Consider the following 18,593-nt stretch of genomic DNA (forward strand, 5'->3'; position numbering starts at 1 on the left):
ACGGACGTAAGGAAAAAATTATGCGCATCGTAACTCTTAAACAGCCGAATCTGATTTCGCTATCGTGGAAAGCGCTTGTCGCCCTCTCCATGACCCTATTACTGACAGCCTGTTCTGGCAGTGTAAAACGTCTTGATACCAATGAAGATGTCATGCTGTCTGACCGCTGGAATGACACAGATTCTCGTCTGGTTGCAGAAGAAATGATGAACGATATGCTCACCTTCCCATGGTTCCGTAACTATAACTTCAGCAATAAAGGCAACCCAACGGTTATCGTACAAAGCATACGTAACAAAACGTCTGAACACATTCCTGTTGATACCTTCATTAATGACATTAAACGCAGCCTGTTACGTGCCGGTAAAGTCGATTTTGTGGTATCAGGCGCTGAACGAGATGAAGTACGCAGCGAACGTGAAGAGCAAGAACTGAACGCAGCACCAGACACCGTTGCTAAATTTGGTCTAGAACAAGGTGCAGGCTTCGCTCTATCTGGCACCATCAACTCCATAGTGGACTCTAATGGCGACCAGCGTGTAAGCTTCTATCAAGTTGACCTTAAATTGATTGATATGACGACCAACCGTGAAGTTTGGAACGGTCAGAAGAAAATCAAAAAATTGGCAGACAAAGGCTTTTTCTAACGATGAAACTCTCCGCTTTACCAACACCGTATAACTGGATAATGGTAACGGGTCTATTACTCAGCCTAACGGGCTGTGCAGGTTTAATGACCTCATCCGAGCAAGCATCAGAGACCATACCTGACTGGGTGTTGTCTCCGCCTCGGGATAACAACCACCTTTACGGTGTCGGTAGTGCTCCGCGTATTGAAAACATTGCCCTCGCCTTTACTCAGGCTGAGCAAAACGGCAATGCTCAAATCGCTCAACAGCTTCGAACCCAAGTTAGCCAGATTAATACCCAAGACACGCAAGTTCGATCTGGACAAGGCGGAGAACAAGTTTCCAAGACACAAACCGCCTACACTCAAGTCACCACGTCCCCGATCGAATTAGAGCAAACCAAAAATGAAAAACGCTTTGCTGGGGAAAACTACGTCTATGCCATGCAATCCATTGACCGCCGCCGCATTGTTGCCAAACTCAAGGTAGCAATAAACGACACAGACGCGACGATTCGTAAAGAAGCGGCTTTGCTAAGCACGGCCGACGACCAATATCCTGCACCGCAGGATTGGCAAACCTACATGCAGCTTATTCCGTATTTTGCCCAACGCAAATCCTATGTCGATGAGCTAACCCTATACTCCGTTGAGCGCACCAGTGCAGGTAAAGCGGACGCAGACATCCAAGCAATAGAAAAGCGGCTTAATCTGGCTCTCAGCCATTATGGCTTTGATGTTTCCTCAACAAAACAAGCTGACCAATTAGCCAGCGCTCTGTCGCATTTTGGCCTAACCCCTAAAAGCGGTTCGCTTTTCAAGCTAAATAGCAAAACAATCCAACATACCGAAGAGCAAGATGGACGTTTTTATGCTTTTGAAGACGGTACTTTAGAACTGATCGACCCATCGGGTTCACGCTTGGCGTCATGGACAGTCAGCGCCCGAGGTATTGCAAAAAATCTAGGCAAAGCCCAAGAGCAAGCATCTTACAATTGGTCAAAGCAAGCGATCGAAGCCATGTTTACTTGGCTAACTCGCTTGGATTAACGCCTTCCAACGTCATGAAAGATATACGCTATGTGCTCTAAATTCTGTTAGACTGCGCGGCATTAAACCACTCGCTGTGAGTGGTTTTACGTATCATTAGGAACACCTGTGTCAAAATTCTTTTATCGTGGTAGACCCGATATCATGGGTAAGCATAACCTAGGTAATTATCAGCCTAAGCCTAAAGTAAAACCGGGCAGCGCAGAAAATCCGCTTATTTTGCAAGTACAGACGCCTGAGCGTGAACGTGAAATAAACGCTATCTTGGTCGCCAACGACTTGATTGCAGAGATTACGATTAACAGCGAAGCTGCCGAAGACATTACGCCTTTGGACATGGTGCTTAACAAACCTGCACCACAGATCGTTGAAAAAACACCGCAACGTAACGACCCATGCCCATGCGGCAGCACCAAGAAATACAAAAAGTGCTGCGGCTAAAAACGCTAAGCACTTCAGACTAATTGAGTGTGTATCAGACAAAAATAGCGACAATCTAGTTTAGATTGTCGCTATTTTTTTTAGCGCAACGTCATGTTTGACCGCTAAGCCAGATCTTCATAAGGCAGACCAACATACTGCATCGCAATAATGCGGCGGCCTTCTTCGTTATCCGTGTAAAAACTCAACTCAGAACTCATGAATTTTTCGTGAGTTGCCGCATCCGTGTCATGCACATCACCTTGACCAAAGTCATGCAACATACTGGTCATCCACCATGAGAAGCGCTCTCCGTGCCAAACACGACGCAGACAAATATCCGAATACTGAGAGATACACTCTTTGTCGCCTTCTTTGTAAACCCGTGTCATTACCTTATACAAGGTCGCCACATCTGACGCTGCTAGGTTCAAACCTTTCGCACCGGTTGGCGGTACAATATGAGCCGCATCACCAACAAGGAACAAGTTGCCGTATTGCATTGGTTCACAAACAAATGAGCGCAGTGGTGCGATGCTTTTCTCGATACTTGGTCCTGTCACTAACTTAGCGGCCACGTCATCAGGCAGACGGCGTTTTAATTCCGTCCAGAAGTCGTCATCACTCCAATCTTCTACTTTGTCAGTAAGAGGCACCTGAAGATAGTAACGAGAGCGAGTAGCTGAACGCATGCTGGTCATGGCAAAACCACGGTCCGTTTTACAATAAATCAATTCATCATTAACTGGCGGAGTATCAGACAACACGCCTAGCCAACCGAACGGATAAACACGCTCAAATTCTTTGCGGGATGACTCAGGAATGGTTTGACGTGAGACACCATGGAAACCATCACAACCGGCGATGTAGTCGCAATCCAATCGATGTTGCTCGCCATTTTGTTCAAAAGTAACGTAAGGAGAATCGGTTTTCACATCGTGTAAAACCACATTACTGGATTCATAATAGGTGGTTAAACCTGCACCAGCGCGAGCTTCCATCAAGTCGCGGGTCACTTCCGTCTGGCCATACACCATCACAGTGCTACCACCAGTCAGCTTTTCTAACTCTATCTTCACACGTTTGTTGTTAAATGCTAATTCTACACCGTGGTGCACCTGCCCTTCACGGTCCATTCGTTCACCAACGCCCGCTTCACGAAGCAAATCCGTCATACCTTGTTCAAGCACACCGGCACGAATTCGCCCTAAAATATATTCGCCAGAGACACGCTCGATAATGACATTATCAATGCCCTGCTTTGCTAATAGTTGGCCTAGTAATAAACCGGATGGACCTGCGCCAATAATGGCAACTTGCGTTTTCATGTTTCTCTCCAATTTATTGTTATTTTTCGATGTCGATTCTGCGATCAACATGCAGGGAAGCTACGAATGCCTCTGATGACACAGAAGAACTTTTTCGCAGTTCCCTTGGTGACAAACATAATGGAAGATAAACACAGCGGACGTTAGGTGATTTTCACTCAAAAAATTGTACTTTTTGATCAAACTCATTGTTTTTATCAGCTACTATTTTCTGAAATTAAAGTGACTTTTTTCGCTACTTCCCCTATAAATATCGGTAAATACCTGTTTATTTGTACTTTTTTAAAAAATTGATAAACACTCTTGGAAAGTACATTTATGTCACTTTTAAAATAAGAAGAACAAGATGCAAAAGCACAAAACCGACATCCCACACTTTGGGCTATATGGTGAATCTAGCTGGATTAATGACTCAGAATTTTTCCATATAGAAGATATAGAATCCCGCAGCGGAGGGTTAGGCTGGAAAATCAACCCTCATCGACATGCGCAACTCTTTCAGATTCTGATTGTGAAATCGGGTGAGGTAAAAGTTCAGCTCGATGATCAACAGCAAAAACTCCAAGGCGCATGGGCGATTATTGTGCCTGCCGGTGTTGTGCATGGTTTTCGCTTTGCGCCAGATACAGATGGGCGAGTCATCACCATTGCTGAACCGCTACTCGAAGATGCTTACAAAGAAAAAGCCGCCAAATATATCCAGCCACTGCTTAGCAAAGCCTACTACATCGACTTCAATGGCCAACGCAGTATGTTGTCTGAGCTTTGGCCACTGATACAACAACTCGAAGGCGAGTTCTCATATATACGCGAAGGACGCGCCCTAATGAGTGAGTACTTGATCAAGGCGATTCTATTATTGCTGCATCGACAGCAAATGAATGGCGAGCAGAGTACGACTAACAAAACAGAAACCAGCCAAGCACATCAACTAAAAGAATTAATAGAAAATCACTACCGAGAACACTGGACGAGTCACCAATACGCCGATGCCTTAGGCACATCCACCAGCCGTTTGAATAGGCTCAGTAAAGCCGCTTTCAATCAAAGCGTACTCGACTTAATTCATGGACGAATGTTACTAGAAGCCAAACGCAGCCTTATTTATACTGCTCGCTCAGTCGAAGAAATAAGTTACGACTTAGGTTTCAAAGATCCCGGTTACTTCTCCCGTTTTTTTAAACGCTTTACAGGCATACCACCAGGTAAATTCAGGGCACTGACTAACCTGCCCACCATATGATGAATTTATCTAATCTATTAGCTGAAAATTGATCGTTTGCTGAATGATTGGTCAAATCTTAGAATAACAAGTGTCGAATATGACTTAACTTTTTAGGAGATTTACTATGAAAAACGATCTTAAATATGATGATTTTGGTAACCTTGATGCTGATTATTACGTAGAAAAAGCATATGAATTGCGTCGCGCATACTTATCTGCAGCCATGAAAAGTGCTGTAGCAAGTGTAAAAGCATTCTTTGCTAACCTAACGACTAGTAACCGTACTTTGAAATCTACACCACAGCACTAAGCAACAACCACTTTTTGGTCGAGCTTATTTGGACTGACTGCCACCGTTATTACTCATTAAAAGAGAAAATAATAACCGTAGCGGTAGCAAATAAACACCGCCATTAAAGAACCCAATGTTCCCGATGATCGAAAGGCAAGAATAATAAATCGATCCGGTAACGGGGTCCTCTTCCTTAAAAACCATTCATACTTTATTGACTCCAATCACTTCGCTCACTTTTCCAGTCATTAAAACGTCATAAATGTGACATAAAATAATCCCTCTTTCCCTTGTCTGATTAAGATACATTAGAGGAACAATGAGCCAAAAAGCCGACATTACTTTGCTTGAGAAAATCCTAGCCAATGGGTTAATCACACCCTATTTCCAGCCTATTTATAATTTAAGTAATGGCGAAATTTATGGACACGAAGCACTTTCTCGCGGCCCAATGAACTCCACGCTGTTTTCTCCAGACCCTCTTTTTACTCTCGCTCAGCAAGAAGGAAAACTGCACAAACTAGAACTACTGTGTCGTGAAAAAGCGTTATCCAAATTCGCCAAGCTATCGCTTAAAGGCCGCCTTTTTTTGAACGTGAGCGCATCACTATTAGGCTCACCAGATCATCAATCCGGCATGACATTAGCGATATTAAATGAGCTTGGGTTGGATCAAAAAGATATAGTCATCGAACTGTCCGAACAACACCCATACGACCATAATGGTCTACCACGCAGCAGTGTCGAACACTATCGAAAAATGGGCTTTCAGGTGGCCATTGATGACCTTGGCGTGGGCTATTCAGGTTTACAGCTTTGGTCTGAATTGCAGCCAGACATAGTCAAAGTCGACAAGCACTTTATTCAAGGAATCGACAAGGACGAAATCAAACGTGAGTTTGTGCGCTCTATTCTAACCATTGCCCAACGCCTCAATTGCACCCTCATTGCAGAAGGCATCGAAACGCAACAAGAGCTAGATCAGCTGATCGAAATTGGCGTGACATTAGGTCAGGGCTACTTCCTTGGCCGCCCAGTGGAAAACCCTGCTTTTTCGACGCATCCCTATTTAAAGAAGCAAGCGCAAAGACGTTCTCAGTTTCAGCACGACCATGCAGAAACAGTACAAACTTTATGCCGACCAACGCCTTGTTTACAAGAAACAAGCCTATTAGAAGACGCCTCTCAGCACTTCAAAAAGCAGCCAGACTTAGTCGCTGTGCCTGTGGTCAATAGCAAAAACGAACCTGTGGGCGTTGTTCGTCGCCATCAGCTGCACGAACTTTTCTCCACGCCCTATGGGCGAGCGTTATACGAGCACAAACCCGTCACCAATTTACTGAGCAGTGATATACTGGTGGTGGAAAGCAATGTCAGTTTATCCAGTGTTTCAACCTTGATGACCAATCAAGAAGCGGAAACCTTCAACAATGAAATAATTGTTGTACGAGACGGAAAATTCATCGGCACGGGTCATCTACGGGATCTATTAAAACGCATCACGGAACTAAAAATTCAAAACGCCACCTACTCCAATCCACTGACATTATTGCCCGGCAATGTTCCGATCCACCGAGAAGTCAGTCGTCGCTTATTAGCCAATGAAGACTTTTATGTAGCCTATTTCGATTTAAATGACTTTAAGCCATTTAATGATTTTTTTGGCTACTCAAAAGGCGACGCAGTCATTCAACTGGTTGGCTCGCTGATCAAAGACATCGTCGACCCAGATAACAATTTTATCGGCCACATCGGTGGTGATGATTTTGTGGTTATTTTTGGCGACCCACTTTGGCAGCAGCAATGCGAACACATCCTAGAAAAGTTCGCCAATCAGGTGAAAGAATTCTACTCGGCTGAAACCCTCGAGGAAGGCGGAGTCTGGACCAAAAACCGTCAAGGCGAGATGCTATTCCATCCAATTTTAAGTCTTGCCATTGGCGTTGTTCACCCTAATCCAAAACAATGTAAGAACCATCACCAAGTAGCAGAACTCGCGGCGCAAGCAAAAAAATCGGCCAAGCAAAAAGGCGGCAACAACATTTATTTGCAACCGAATACATCGTCGTACCTATTAGACAATGCCTGTTAAACATACTGTGATCTAACTGTCACAAAGCTCTCACAACTCTGTCACATAGCGGCTTTACCTTAAGAATAGACAGTCTAGGAGGCGCTTATGCAGACGACATTTCGTTCGGTATTTATTTCTGATGTACACCTCGGCACAAAATCCTGCCAAGCCATACACTTATTGGATTTTTTGCAGACAATTAAAACAGATACCCTGTATCTCGTTGGTGACATTATCGACCTACAAGAAATGCGTCATCGCGCTTACTTTATCGATACTCATCATCAGGTTGTCGAGCGCATACTAGAGATGGCAAAGTCTGGCACTAAAGTCATTTATATTCCGGGAAATCACGACGCCTTCTTTCGTCAGTTTGCTGGACAGACGCTTTCTGGAATTGACATAAAACTCAACGCTCGTCATAAAACCGCAAACGGTCGCACCTTCCATGTCAGCCATGGAGATGAGTTCGATCAAATGGTAAAAATCAGCCCACTCATGCTTGCCATAGGCGACAAAGCTCACGGCTTAATGTTATCCCTTAATCAATGGATAAACGGCGTCAGACGCTTTTTTGGCTTACCTTATTGGTCATTGGCAGGCTATTTAAAAAGCCACATCAGCAAAGCAAAAGAATTTATCGAACGCTTTGAAACCGCCGCACTAAAATCCGCCAAAAACCAAAAAGTCGACGGCTACATCTGCGGCCACATTCACTTCGCCTCTTTTCAACTCAAAGACGATGTTCTGTATTGCAACGACGGAGACTGGGTTGAACACTGCACGGCATTAACAGAATCCGCCGCAGGGGAAATGAGCCTGATACATTGGTCAGAAAACCCAAGAGTCTTAGCCACTGAACCAAAAGAAGAGAATTGGGGATTGTCGCCACTGCCAGCTAGGAGTTAGGAAGAAAGGGAAAGTAAAAAGGCCAGATATTATTGTCGATGACCATAAGCCCTTCATTCCCGCCTTCGCGGGAATGACGTGTTTGATATGCTAACGTACTGAAAACCTCACTCTTCCGCCCCCCATTTGGTTTAGGTCGTGTAGTCGGCAGTCTCTACCTTGGTAGGCGATCTGTGCGAGTAGTAGTTCTGCGGTGGCCAAGGCGTCGGTTAAGGCGTCGTGTCCTTGATATTCTGGTAAGCCGTAGCGTTCTCGGCAGGCGCCAAGGCGAAAGCCGCCGTCTTGAATGGGTTGCTGGGATCGGTTGGCTTTGGTGCGTTCAATAGCAAGTGTGTCTAGCCAGCTAGCCGAGAATGTCGGTAAGCTTTCGGTTTGCCAAGCTTGTTTTAAAAATCCCAACTCCATTGGCGCGTGATGCATCACTAAGACGCGTTCGCGTAGTAAGTGCCGTAAGTAACGCAACACGCTTTCTTGCTTCTTCCCCTGCTGCTGAACGTCTGAATCGGTAATCATGTGAATGCCGACGTTGTCACCAATTTGCGCGCTATCCAATACAATGTGTCTTGCTGTATCCAATGCGATCGCGCCATTATGAATACAAACCCAACCAAAGCTGACGATATGATCTTGTTTCGCGTCTAGCCCAGAGGTTTCGATGTCTAGCACGAGATAATCCCATTCAGACCACGCTTTTTTAAGTGATTGACGTGAAATATGCCAAGCATTCAGTTTGTGAAAAAGGTCAAACGACATCTAACTATAGCCCCTTAAAAAACGCTGCTGCGCCACGTCTTGTACATCGTTGATGATGCTAAAAGTGGTTTTCAGGTGTTTGCGCTCTAATGAACTCAAGTCTTTCGGATCCAAATACGCACTGGCTTTACCGGTTGCTTGCCAATGTCGTCCTTGGGCTTCCAAACGCAGACCATTAAGTTTGTCCCAAGCGTCCATCAAATTTCGAGCAGTATCGACACTGATAAGTTTTTCACGAATGGCTTGCTCAATTCGATCCAAGGTGCCAGCCCGATAAACCTTACATGACAAGCCATACAAACGTGCTAGATCGTTAATTAACGCCAAGCCTTGGTGCTTTAGATCAAGCTGGTTTTTATGCTCACCAGAGGATTCCAATACAAAATGTCGAAAAAAGCCCAGTGGCGGTTTACTTGCCAACGCGGTGCGCGTCAAGGTGGCTAAAAATACACTGTTTTTGCTCACCTCTAACTGCATGGCTTTAATCAGGTCATTCACCGCGTCACCTTGCTTACTTCCCGAATCATACACACAACGAATGTCGAAAAAGATGCTCGCGTGAAGCAAGGCACTAGGCGCGCTGCTTTTGATCCAAGTGGAAAAGGCTTGCTGCCAACCAGACGTTGTTCTTCGCCATTCAGGATTACTCGCCATGATGTCACCAGGACAAAGGCGAATACCACAAAGCGCCAAGCCTTGGCATATAAATTCGGATAAATCGGCAAAGTATTGGCTTTCTTCTGCATTTGGCTCACGCTCTAACATCAGACCATTATCTTGGTCACTGCCCAACGATTGATCACGTCGCGCTTGTGAACCAAATACCAGAAATTGGAATGCCATCGGCGCTTTGCCCAATTTATCCAGCGCCAGCTCAATGACACGACGCGTCAGATTATCACTGACTGTCGCCAGTACTTTGCCCACATCAGCGGGTTTCATATCGGTCACAATCAAATTGATAATCAAGGTCGGCCATTGTTTGCAAACGCGAGCCAAATCTTCAATCGATTGCTGACGATGAATTTGATTGATCAATAACAAAGGGCTCAGTTCTTGATGTCGCAACAAATCGGCGGCGGTTAACATGCCGACGGCTCTTTGTTCTTCATCGACAATAGGCAAATGGTGTATATTACTTTCGCTCATCAGAGTCTGTGCCTGCATCACCAAGGCATCAGGTCTCAAATTAATAGGCGCTCGTGTCATTACCTCTTTTACTAATGAATCTGCCGAGCCGCCAAGGGCTAAAATACGCGAGCGCAAATCTCGATCCGTGACGATGCCAGAAAGCTTGTCGCCCTCTACCACTAATATGGAACTCACTCGCGCTTCGGTCATGCGCATGGCAATCGCCTGAACGGTTTCTTCAGGCGTTGCTAGAATCAGCTGTCGTGTCATTATGTGCGAAACAGGTGTCGAAAGTTGCAAGGCGGGAGACGCCATTTCGTTACTTTGGCTACGAGATAGTTTGCGTAGACGATTGAGTTGAGTGTGCTCAAAAAACAACCCAAAGGCTTCGCTCTTTTCCAAGGTTTCCATAAAGCGCTTCTTATCGAAGCGGTATACTAAGCTGTCTTCCATGGCGACCACTTGTAAACCATCCGGGTTTTGCGCCATCACACTGGACACGCCAAAACATTCACCATCAGCAATTTGATCCACCAGCCCACCTTTTGGTGTGCGAATTTCGCAAGCACCACGACGAATTAAATGCACAGTAGCGGCCTCGCCTTTCAACACTAAGGTCTGACCTTGCCGCACATACAGCATAGAAACGCCCGTCAGCAATTGCTTACGCTCAAGTAAACTTAAGCTGGAAAAAGGCGGAGTAGCTTCAATAAATTTATGTACTTCAGGAATGTCGATCGCAGCCATTTTATTATTCTCGCTGATGTGCGTTTATTGACGGAATAGTCGTCTATCGATTCAAAAGAGTGTGCGCTTTTATCATAGACAACAAAATGCTTCTTAGACCAATGTCTAAAACAAACTATTCGCTTATCTTCGCCCAGCAAAGGCTAACAAGGCACAAAAAGATCCCCTTACATATCAATCATCTATAATTAACTCAGAATTTTATCTAGAAATGGACTTGACGGGATTCAAATGTTATCGGTAACATTGCCGCCTTAGTTACCGGTAACATCAGCAAAAGCACTGTTCCTAAAAACTGTTATTAAAAAAATAATCAACGGGAAGCGATATCATGAGTAAATTCAGCACTACGCTAATGACCGCCACTATGGCTGGCATTCTATCTACGTCTGCAATCGCAGCGGACTACAATTTCAAATTCCAATCCTCTGATCCAGCGGGCGACAAAAACTTCCAAGTTCAAAAAGAATGGACGAAACGCGTCGAAACGATGACGGGCGGCCGTGTTCATATCGAGTTACTTCCTGTTGGCAGTATTTTCAAACACACTGAAACGCTAGACGGCATCAAAATGGGCATCCTAGATGGCCATATTACGGCTACCGAGTTTTTCTCTGGTAAAGATCCAGCATTCGGCCTAATTGGTAACACAGTAGGTGCTTGGTCTAATACTCAACAACTTCTGCAATACGTTAATTACGGTGGCGGTTACGAGCTAATGAATGAGCTGTACGCTCCTTACGGCGTGAAGTTCATTGGTGGTTCTACAACAGGTGTTGAATCGTTGGTTTCTCGTGTTCCACTGGACAGCGTTGCCGATCTGAAAGGTCTAAAACTTCGCGCTCCTGAAGGCTTGGTTCAACGCGTATTTGCAGCCGCAGGCGCAGCGCCAGTTAACCTACCGGGTTCTGAAGTATTCACCGGTCTTAGCAAAGGCGTTATCGACGCAGCCGACTACACTGTTTTCTCAACAAACCAGAAAGCTGGCATGAACGACATTGCAACACACCCAGTTCAGCCTGGTTTCCACTCTTTGCCATTGATTGATATTTCAATGAACAAGAAAAAATGGGACAAGCTACCTGCGGATATCCAATCTATCCTAACGGTTTCTGTTCGTGACTTTGCGGAAGACATGACAACTCAGTTACGTATTGCGGACCAAGCAGCGGTAAAAGCAGCGCAAGCGGATCCGAACATTACGATTCACGATTGGTCTGCGGAAGAACGTAAAAAATTCCGTGCGATTGCTCGTACACAGTGGGAAGAGTTTGCTAAAAGTTCAGACAATGCTCAGAAAGTGTACGACTCTATTACGACGTACCTAGAAGCGAATGGCCTTCTTTAAGCTCCCCTAGAAGCCTTTTAAAACTGCAAAACAGGCGCACTGCATTCCTATTGCATCTGCGCCTGCTTTTCATTGGATCATGATCATGAAAGACGAAATTCATCCAGACACTCTCGATAGTTCAGAACAACCAAGAAACGGTCTAGATCGTGTGATTTTCAAGTTTGGAAATCTCATCAGCTTGCTGTTTGTTTTTACGGTTGCCATTTCATTTTATGAAGTACTGATGCGCTATGTATTTAACGCCCCAACCATTTGGGTACACGAAACGGCCTCTTTCTTAGGAGGATGTTTGTTTGTCTATGGCGGCATTTACGCTTTATCCATCAATAAGCACGTTCGAGTGGTGCTCATCTACGATATTGTTTCTGATCGAACACGTCGCTGGCTGAATGTTTTTCATCACCTAATGGGGCTTTTGTTTTCTGGCCTACTTAGCTGGGCGGCTTATCAAATGGTGCAGGATTCATGGTTCACACCTTTTGGCGATATCCGTTTAGAAACCTCTGGATCCGCTTGGAACCCTGCTTTCCCAGCCTTGGTAAAAGGCATGATATTCATGACGCTTTGTATCATGTTTGTGCAGTTCTCTTTGCACTTAATACAAGAATTAAATGGCTTAAGGAAACGCAAAGATGTTTGATTTATCCGCTATGGGCATAGGCTACGGCAGCCTTCTCATGCTCGGTTCAATGATTTTATTACTACTAACGGGCATGCAATTAGCCTTTGTTACCGCGTTAGTCGCTCTTGTTTTTGCTATTGGTTGGTTTGGCGTGGGCGCGTTGCCTTTAATCACCAGCCGTTTGTACAGTTTTGTTGGCAGCTATGTCTTTCTAGCCGTCCCCATGTTTGTTCTCATGGCGGCTCTACTAGATAGGTCGGGGATTGCCCGAGACCTGTTCGATGCCATGAAAGTCTTTGGCCGCAAACTTCGCGGTGGCGTGGCTGTACAAACGCTTTTGGTTGCTATTGTTCTAGCCTCTATGTCTGGCGTGATCGGTGGTGAAACTGTGTTGCTTGGTATCTTGGCCTTGCCGCAAATGTTGCGCCTTGGTTACAACCGCAAACTGGCCATTGGTGTTACCTGTGCTGGCGGTGCGTTGGGCACCATGTTGCCACCAAGTATCGTCTTGATTATCTATGGCTTAACCGCCAGCGTGTCTATTGGCGACTTATTTAAAGCGGCGTTTTTACCTGCGTTTATTCTTGCCTTCGCTTACATGGCATATGTGCTGATCATTTGTCGTCTTAACCCAGAATACGCACCCTTGCCAAGCGACGAAGAGCTGGCAACGGACAATGACGTTAACTATTTCAAAGCCCTACTCTTCCCGTTACTTACGGTAATGATGGTGCTTGGTAGTATTTATACTGGTGTGGCGTCTGTAACTGAAGCCTCTGCATTAGGTGTGGTGGGTATCCTGATCAGTGCGGCGATTCGTGGCGAACTGAATTTCGCTATGCTAATAGACAGTGCCAAAGCCACCATGAGCACCTGTGGCATGATCATTTGGATCGGTATTGGTGCCACAGCATTGGTTGGCGTTTACAACCTCATGGGCGGTATCAGTTTCGTTGAAGAAACCATTCTTGCCCTAAGTGGTGGCAGCGTGATGGGCACCATTATGATCATGATGGTGATCTTGCTGGTCTTAGGTATGTTCTTGGATTGGGTTGGTGTCGCGCTACTAACTATGCCAATTTTCGTCCCTATTATCATCGGCCTTGGCTTGGATCCGATCTGGTTTGGTGTGGTGTTCTGTTTGAACATGCAGGTGTCTTTCTTATCTCCTCCGTTTGGTCCTGCGGCGTTTTACCTTAAATCTGTGGCACCAAAAGACATTAGTCTGGGCGAAATATTCAGCTCTCTCATGCCTTTCATTGGCTTACAAGTTTTGGTTCTTGCATTGGTCATTTTCTTCCCTGAGCTGGCCCTTTGGTGGAAATAACCCATTGAGACCATGCCGTTCAACACGGCTTTTTGAACGACACAGCCTTGCTGAAAACAGCAAGGCGATAAGGACTTAAGAAGATGACAAAGAAAATTGTAGTATTAGGCGTATCAGGTTCAGGTAAATCCTTGATCGGTAAAAGCATCGCTGACGAACTTGGCTACCCATTTTTTGATGGCGATGATTTTCATAGCCAAGCAAACGTTGACAAAATGCGTCAGGGCACACCGCTTACTGATGACGACCGTAAAGACTGGTTGGCGACTCTAAACACTATCTTGATCGACAATCCAACGGCGGTCATAGCCTGTTCAGGGTTGAAGCCAGAATATCGCGCCATGCTGCGCAAGGGTTTAGACGATGTCGCCATGATCTATCTAAAAGGCAGTATCGATACTATTTGGCAACGCCATCAAAAGCGAGACGGTCATTATTTTAATGGTCGTGAAATGCTAGAGAGTCAGTTTGCCACCTTGGTTGAGCCAACAGACGAAGAAGCTCTGGTGATCGACATTTCTCAAGATGCCGACCAAGTATTAAAAGAAGCACTGACGCTTTTAGCCAATCAGTAAAGATCTAAGAGGCGTAATAATACAATTGCGCCTCTTCATTATAAGTAAGCGCTTACTGCCAATTTAAAACCTGCAATAGTTAGTATCTACCTAAAAAAACATCGACTTTTTCTTTCTCGCCATGAACGGCTTATGATAATGTTACCTGTAACAAAACATGGATGCGTCATTGGTATGAAAAGCTCAGATATAAAAAGCCCCAGCATGAAAAACAAACGACCGACGTTACAAGATGTTGCTGACCTAGTCGGTGTGACGAAAATGACAGTAAGCCGTTTTCTGAGAAACCCCGATCAAGTCTCCGTACCTTTACAGACAAAAATCGCCGACGCATTAGAAGAACTGGGTTATATTCCTAATCGAGCACCCGATATTTTATCTAAATCAAAAAGCCATGCGATTGGTGTTTTGCTGCCTTCTTTAACCAACCAGGTCTTTGCAGAAGTCATTCGTGGCATCGAATCCATTGTAGAGCCTGCTGGTTATCAAACCATGCTAGCTCACTATGGTTACAGCAAAGAAGCGGAAGAAGCACGCATCGCCACACTCTTGTCTTATAACGTTGATGGTTTGATCATTTCTGAAAGCTATCACACAGAACGCGTTAGAAAGATGCTTGCTGTCGCTGGCATTCCTGTCATTGAAATCATGGACTCTGTTTCTCCTCCCATCGAGCAAGCCATCGGCATAGACAACGAAGCCGCCGCTTATGCAATGACGGATTTTATGATCAAACGAGGCCGACAAAAGATTGTCTATTTTGCCGCGCGAATGGATCAGCGAACTCTGTTTAAAATCAAAGGTTACGAAACCGCCATGCATGACAATGGCCTAACCCCTTTGTGTTTGAAAACCAATAGCGCCTCTTCTTTCACCCTAGGGGCCACTTTTTTACACGACGCCCTGCAGCAACAACCCGATACCGATGGCATATTCTGCACCAACGATGACTTAGCAATTGGTGCGCTGTACGCTTGCCAAAAAGCGGGCATCAAGGTTCCCCAAGACATCAGCATCGCCGGCTTTCATGGCCACGATATCTCCCGCGCCATGATACCAAGACTGGCTACCGTCATTACGCCCCGTGAAGAAATGGGACGCCTTGCTGCCGAACATCTTTTGTCACGTTTACAGGGCAATCCTGTTTCGCAAACCATTATCGATTTACCCTTTCAAATTGAAGCGGGCGAGAGTGTTTAATCATTAGCCGATAAAAAGCGCCAAAAGTTCATTATGGGAAAGAAAACACTTAACACTGAAATGAGAAGTGTTATTATTATCGAAACTTTTCAATAACAAAGACATATTCTTATGAAACGCTTGATCTATCTTGCCTTAACCGCTCTTTCTCTCTGTTTATGCTCACTCGCTCAAGCTGTCACGGTAGAAGACAGTAAAGGAACATTTAGCATCGATTACACGCCAAAGCGTATCGTGGTGTTGGAGTTTTCATTTGTCGATGCATTAGCTGCCGTTGGTGTCAGCCCTGTCGGTATTGCTGATGACAAAGATTCAAATCGCATACTGAAAGAAATTCGCGATGAAATTGGCGATTGGACATCGGTTGGTACGCGCTCTCAGCCTAGTCTTGAAACCATTTCTTCGCTAAAACCAGATCTCATCATTGCCGATATTTCACGCCATGAAGGTGTTTATGCAGATCTCCAAAAGATCGCACCCACCTTGATTCTGCCTTCCCGCCGAGCCACCTATGAAGAAAACCTTCAAGCTACGGCTATTATTGGTAAAGCCATTGGCAAAGAGAAAGAAATGCAAGCGCGTCTGAAGAAACATGACGAAGTGATGGCTGAACTTGCGGCCCAATTACCAAAGGGCAAAGAAGTACAATTTGGTGTTGCCCGTGATGATGCATTATTTCTTCATACCGCAAATTCCTACGCCGGCGGTGTGATACGTGCATTAGGCTTAAAAAATGCCAATACGGGGCGCAACGACGATGCTTACCGTCAGACCAGCCTTGAGCAACTGCTCACGGTCAACCCAGATTACTTTATCGTCGGTCATTACGTGACACCCAGCATCGTCGAAAAATGGAAAAGTGAGCCACTTTGGTCAATCTTAAAAGCCGCTAAAAATAACCATATTTATGCGGTTAATGCCAATACCTGGTCCCGTTGTCGCGGCATTATTTCCGCTGAAACTATGGGGCAAGATCTGATCAAGGTCTTCAACGCGAAAAAATGATCCCGTTACGTTTTTCCTTTTGTGCACAGTGCCTATTGCTGCTACTGCTTTTGTTGACCTGTTCATGGATCAGTTTGTTTAGCTGGTCCGTGATCACCGTCACGCCAGCCGACGCTCTGCAGGCCTTATACAATATGGATCAGGATAGTATCGCCCAACATATTGCTCATGACTTAAGGCTACCTAGAATGCTTGTGGGCATCATGGTGGGCGCCAACCTCGCGGCGGCTGGTGTCATCATGCAAGGCCTAACCCAAAACCCTCTCGCGTCACCCTCCGTGCTAGGTATTAACGCTGGTGCAGCACTTGGAATGGCAAGTGTTTCCACAATCGCCCCTTGGTTTGGTCTACTTGGCAGTTCTATCGCAGCCATGATAGGCGGTGGCATTGCATGGGCTTTCGTTATGTTGCTTGGCAGTGCTTGGCGAGGCGGCAATGAACACGGCAGACTGGTGTTGGCTGGTGTCGCAATTTCTGCTTTATGTGCAGCATTAACCAAGGCCGTCATTATCATTGCTGAAGACCAAGCCGCTGGCGTTCTGACTTGGCTCGCCGGTAGTTTAAGCGATGCTAGATGGCAAACCTTCGACGCCCTATGGCCTCTGTGTCTTGTTGGCTTATTAGGCGCTATGTTAATTGCCCCAACGCTGAATCTATTACAGCTTGGCGATGACAATGCACGAAACCTTGGCGTGTCGTTAATGTGGGTAAAACTAGGCGGGAGCTTTCTCGTCTTATTATTGGTCGGGAGCGCCATCAGCAGCGTCGGCGCAATTGGCTTTGTCGGGTTACTTGTACCGCACATGGCACGAATGCTTGCGGGTCAAGATCATCGGAAATTCTTGCCGATCGCCATGATATTAGGCGCTTGTTTGGTTGTCTTATCCGATACCATCAGCCGAGGCATTATCTACCCTGCAGAAACCCCGGCTGGCGCTATTTTGGCCTTGATCGGCGCACCGTTTTTCATCTACCTCGTCCGTAAGAGAACCTTATAATGGCCACGCGCTCGCTGCCTTTTTTAGTACTTGCCATGATAGGACTGCTGATCGCTAATCTCATGTTTGGTGCGGTTTCCATTCCTTTCAAACAGATTTTAGATGGCCTACAAACCGGTAACGAACACCACTTCACCATTCATGAATATCGCTTGCCGCGTACCATTCTCGCTATGTTAGTCGGTGCCATGATGGCGCTGGCAGGCGCCTTGGTACAAGGGGTGATTCGTAATCCTCTGGCGTCACCGGATGTACTTGGTGTTAGCCATGGCGCTGGATTAGCCGCTGTATTTTATATGACCTTTTTTCCCAATGCCGATATTAGCTGGCTGCCCGCCGTCGCCTTAGTCGGCAGTTTGGTGGCAGCGTTAATGTTGTGGTGGTTATGTGGTTCACACAGCAGCACCATTAAGCTGGCCATTACAGGTGTGGCGTTAGCCGCCTTATACGCCAGCTGCATCGATTTTCTGATGCTGATTAAACCACTGGAAATCAACAACGCTTTGTTGTGGCTAACAGGCAGTTTATGGGGACGTGGCTGGAATCAGCTTTCTATGTTATTGCCTTGGCTGCTGTTGATTCCCTTTGCTCTTTGGCTTGCTAAACCTTTAAACCTAATTCACCTTGGCGATGACAGCGCGATCAGCCTGGGGATAAAAGCAAACAAACTGCGATTAGCTTCCTTGGGCCTTGCTGTTGGGCTGACGGCATCTTGTGTAGCGATTTGCGGCCCTATTGGTTTTCTTGGTTTGGTTGCGCCTCATCTCACTCGCAAGTTGGTTGGCGGTCGCCATCAAATCCTTTTGCCTGCCACCATGTTGGTAGGCGCAATTTTGTTGCTGCTTGCTGATCTTGTGGCTCGCACTATTGATCCACCAATTGAATTACCTGCCGGTATTATGACCGCTATTATTGGCGCGCCATATTTTCTTTGGCTACTCCTTAGGACGAAATGATT

18 protein-coding genes are annotated in these 18,593 nt (G+C 45.7%); 15 read left to right on the forward strand and 3 right to left on the reverse strand.

Going from position 1 to position 18,593, the window contains the following annotated elements; genetic code table 11:
- Window positions 1-20 precede the first annotated feature (20 nt).
- The 3 genes from DFP75_RS14195 to DFP75_RS14205 all read left to right on the forward strand — a co-directional run bounded on the left by DFP75_RS14195 (window position 21) and on the right by DFP75_RS14205 (window position 2,119).
- Window positions 21-647, forward strand: coding sequence for a penicillin-binding protein activator LpoB (locus DFP75_RS14195; RefSeq protein ID WP_217494976.1), 627 nt, complete (start codon window positions 21-23; stop codon window positions 645-647).
- Window positions 648-649: 2 nt separating this feature from the next.
- Window positions 650-1,678 (forward strand): LPP20 family lipoprotein, encoded by a 1,029-nt coding sequence (locus DFP75_RS14200; RefSeq protein ID WP_110576710.1) that lies wholly within the window; start codon window positions 650-652, stop codon window positions 1,676-1,678.
- A gap of 108 nt (window positions 1,679-1,786) precedes the next feature.
- On the forward strand, window positions 1,787-2,119 hold the full coding sequence (locus DFP75_RS14205) for a PBPRA1643 family SWIM/SEC-C metal-binding motif protein (RefSeq protein ID WP_110576711.1): 333 nt from the start codon (window positions 1,787-1,789) through the stop codon (window positions 2,117-2,119).
- A 104-nt stretch (window positions 2,120-2,223) separates the two neighbouring features.
- Here DFP75_RS14205 and pobA read toward each other — a convergent pair whose 3' ends face one another.
- Window positions 2,224-3,426: a 4-hydroxybenzoate 3-monooxygenase gene (gene pobA / locus DFP75_RS14210; protein WP_110576712.1), complete on the reverse strand. Its 1,203-nt coding sequence runs from the start codon at window positions 3,424-3,426 to the stop codon at window positions 2,224-2,226.
- Between the two features lie 346 nt (window positions 3,427-3,772).
- Between pobA and DFP75_RS14215 the strand changes: the two genes are divergently transcribed.
- From DFP75_RS14215 to DFP75_RS14230, 4 genes are all read left to right on the forward strand, one after another.
- Window positions 3,773-4,669 carry a helix-turn-helix domain-containing protein gene (locus DFP75_RS14215; protein ID WP_110576713.1) on the forward strand — a complete coding sequence of 299 codons (897 nt, stop codon included), beginning with the start codon at window positions 3,773-3,775 and terminating at the stop codon, window positions 4,667-4,669.
- 106 nt (window positions 4,670-4,775) lie between these two features.
- Entirely contained in the window at window positions 4,776-4,961 is a 186-nt protein-coding gene (locus DFP75_RS14220; RefSeq protein WP_110576714.1) for an RSP_7527 family protein, read from the forward strand.
- A gap of 301 nt (window positions 4,962-5,262) precedes the next feature.
- A complete protein-coding gene (locus DFP75_RS14225; RefSeq protein WP_110576715.1) occupies window positions 5,263-7,035 on the forward strand; it encodes a GGDEF domain-containing protein in 1,773 nt (590 codons plus the stop codon).
- Window positions 7,036-7,122: 87 nt separating this feature from the next.
- Entirely contained in the window at window positions 7,123-7,926 is an 804-nt protein-coding gene (locus DFP75_RS14230; protein ID WP_110576716.1) for a UDP-2,3-diacylglucosamine diphosphatase, read from the forward strand.
- Window positions 7,927-8,016: 90 nt separating this feature from the next.
- On the opposite strand, the gene DFP75_RS14235 is transcribed toward DFP75_RS14230, so the two are convergent.
- Complete coding sequence (locus DFP75_RS14235; protein ID WP_110576717.1) at window positions 8,017-8,679, reverse strand: 3'-5' exonuclease; 663 nt, start codon at window positions 8,677-8,679, stop codon at window positions 8,017-8,019.
- Entirely contained in the window at window positions 8,680-10,557 is a 1,878-nt protein-coding gene (locus DFP75_RS14240) for a DUF294 nucleotidyltransferase-like domain-containing protein (protein WP_110576718.1), read from the reverse strand.
- Between the two features lie 331 nt (window positions 10,558-10,888).
- Between DFP75_RS14240 and DFP75_RS14245 the strand changes: the two genes are divergently transcribed.
- The 8 genes from DFP75_RS14245 (at window position 10,889) to fecD (ending at window position 18,591) form a co-directional block, all read left to right on the forward strand.
- Window positions 10,889-11,905, forward strand: a complete 1,017-nt coding sequence (locus tag DFP75_RS14245) for a TRAP transporter substrate-binding protein (RefSeq protein ID WP_110576719.1) — start codon at window positions 10,889-10,891, stop codon at window positions 11,903-11,905.
- A gap of 85 nt (window positions 11,906-11,990) precedes the next feature.
- The gene (locus DFP75_RS14250) at window positions 11,991-12,548 is read left to right on the forward strand and encodes a TRAP transporter small permease subunit (RefSeq protein ID WP_175404964.1); all 558 of its coding nucleotides are present in this window, start codon (window positions 11,991-11,993) and stop codon (window positions 12,546-12,548) included.
- Window positions 12,541-13,857 carry a TRAP transporter large permease gene (locus tag DFP75_RS14255; RefSeq protein ID WP_110576721.1) on the forward strand — a complete coding sequence of 439 codons (1,317 nt, stop codon included), beginning with the start codon at window positions 12,541-12,543 and terminating at the stop codon, window positions 13,855-13,857. The genes DFP75_RS14250 and DFP75_RS14255 overlap by 8 nt, the downstream gene beginning before the upstream one ends.
- Before the next feature lie 83 nt (window positions 13,858-13,940).
- Window positions 13,941-14,432, forward strand: a complete 492-nt coding sequence (locus tag DFP75_RS14260) for a gluconokinase (protein ID WP_110576722.1) — start codon at window positions 13,941-13,943, stop codon at window positions 14,430-14,432.
- Window positions 14,433-14,606: 174 nt separating this feature from the next.
- The gene (gene gntR / locus DFP75_RS14265; RefSeq protein ID WP_110576723.1) at window positions 14,607-15,632 is read left to right on the forward strand and encodes a gluconate operon transcriptional repressor GntR; all 1,026 of its coding nucleotides are present in this window, start codon (window positions 14,607-14,609) and stop codon (window positions 15,630-15,632) included.
- A 111-nt stretch (window positions 15,633-15,743) separates the two neighbouring features.
- Window positions 15,744-16,637, forward strand: coding sequence for a Fe(3+) dicitrate ABC transporter substrate-binding protein (locus tag DFP75_RS14270; protein ID WP_110576724.1), 894 nt, complete (start codon window positions 15,744-15,746; stop codon window positions 16,635-16,637).
- A complete protein-coding gene (locus DFP75_RS14275) occupies window positions 16,634-17,635 on the forward strand; it encodes an iron chelate uptake ABC transporter family permease subunit (protein ID WP_110576725.1) in 1,002 nt (333 codons plus the stop codon). Before DFP75_RS14270 ends, DFP75_RS14275 begins: the two co-directional genes overlap by 4 nt.
- Window positions 17,635-18,591 (forward strand): Fe(3+) dicitrate ABC transporter permease subunit FecD, encoded by a 957-nt coding sequence (gene fecD / locus DFP75_RS14280; protein ID WP_110576726.1) that lies wholly within the window; start codon window positions 17,635-17,637, stop codon window positions 18,589-18,591. The genes DFP75_RS14275 and fecD overlap by 1 nt, the downstream gene beginning before the upstream one ends.
- Window positions 18,592-18,593: the final 2 nt, after the last annotated feature.

This window comes from Marinomonas alcarazii, from assembly GCF_003208215.1.
Lineage (GTDB): Bacteria > Pseudomonadota > Gammaproteobacteria > Pseudomonadales > Marinomonadaceae > Marinomonas > Marinomonas alcarazii.